The organism is Synechococcus sp. WH 5701, from assembly GCF_000153045.1.
Classification (GTDB): Bacteria; Cyanobacteriota; Cyanobacteriia; order PCC-6307; family Cyanobiaceae; genus Regnicoccus_A; species Regnicoccus_A antarcticus.
This window is the reverse complement of the sequence record NZ_AANO01000073.1, coordinates 1-1,462: the sequence shown is the minus strand read 5'-3', so window position 1 is coordinate 1,462 and position 1,462 is coordinate 1. Positions and strand designations below refer to the sequence as shown.

Genomic DNA, 1,462 nt, shown 5'->3' with positions numbered 1-1,462 from the left:
CGTGATTACGCCAGATGTCGAAGACGTGCGTGATCGATTTGCCTTACCAGGAATGAAAGTTCTTCAGTTTGCATTTGATGGCCAAAGCGACAATCCCTATCTTCCGGAAAACATGGATGGCACCCGCTGGGTGGTCTACACAGGGACCCATGACAACCCAACAACCCTGGGATGGTGGCAACGTCTCGATAGCAGTAGCCGGGAGAGAATTATGAATCGCATCAACGGCGAGATCTCAGCACCGGCCTGGCATTTATTTGATATGGCATTTGCGACATCCGCCACACTTGTGGTGGCTCCACTCCAAGATTTATTGCATCTTGATGATCGTGCACGATTCAATACCCCTGGAACATCATCAGGGAATTGGAATTGGCGCCTGAGTCAGTTTGACAACAATCTGGTGGGGTCTTTGAAGGGCTTTGGAGAACGCGCCAAGGTTTGGGGACGAAACCTTGAGAGCGCTACAGGATTGTTAAACCATGAATAATTTAGGGAAAGCTGATGACGACCAAGGGTGCCTGAGGTCGGCGAAAAGAAGAATCTGAAAGGGTTTTAATGTTGATTCAAATCTGTTTTTTGCAGATATAAAATCTTCCTAAATGGCAATTTTTTTACTACAAAAATAACAAAAACATCGACGACCACCACAACGTTCCAATACCCACAGAACCACTCGCAACGATTCAGCTACAGAGAGGTGAGTAATTACGCCGATGGCACGTGGGAAAGCACACACATAACATCGACTCAAGGGAATGCACCAGCAGCAACCTTAACCAAAGGTTGCTTTTTTATGGGATATTTATAATAGATAGTGAGGATAATTTTAATGCTCAAAGGGAAGATTTTTCCACTCGGTAAACCCCTACGCGCTTGGGAACTTGCTTTAAAGGAACACCGTTCCACATCACCTGTTGAATCTTTTCTGGGGGAGGGGTCATGGTGAGGTCAATGGGTGCTCTCAGCTGCAAGGTGAGCTGACCTTCCCCGGCAGCAAGCTGCACACGATCACCACCCTCGCTGTCGATCTTGAGTTGACTCGGTTCGTTGAACAGCAGTTGCAACACCCCATCGTTTGGATTGACGGACGTGGCAACACCGTTCAGCCAGTCTTGAGGCAAACGCTGGCGGGCCTGTTCGAGGGGGCGCAAACCCTCCAGGCTGGATGAAATCTCAGACTCCGACGTGACAGGCGCCGAAGCGATGACCTGAAGATTGGCTCGCACAGGCTCCAAGGCGAGACTGTTTTGACGGGCAAGAGTTTGCTGCTGACGATTAATCGCCACAAGGCTAAAAAGCATGACGAAGCCATACACAACGCTCCCTTGCCAGGTCGTGAAGACGTCAATACTTCCAAGGGTGAATCGACTAAAACCACGAACGGGTTTCCGCCTCGACTGGGATATGGGAACAGGAAGAACCGGTTCCAAGCAGCCAGATGGGAGTTCAAGCCGCCTTT

2 protein-coding genes are annotated in these 1,462 nt (G+C 49.5%); one reads left to right on the top strand and one right to left on the bottom strand.

Features of this window, described 5'->3' with window-relative positions:
- Positions 1-490, top strand: a 490-nt coding sequence (locus WH5701_RS16195; RefSeq protein WP_198005099.1) for a 4-alpha-glucanotransferase, incomplete at its 5' end; no start/stop codon positions are given.
- 346 nt (positions 491-836) lie between these two features.
- Here WH5701_RS16195 and WH5701_RS16190 read toward each other — a convergent pair.
- On the bottom strand, positions 837-1,462 hold a 626-nt coding region (locus WH5701_RS16190; RefSeq protein WP_071934144.1), incomplete at its 5' end, for a transcriptional regulator.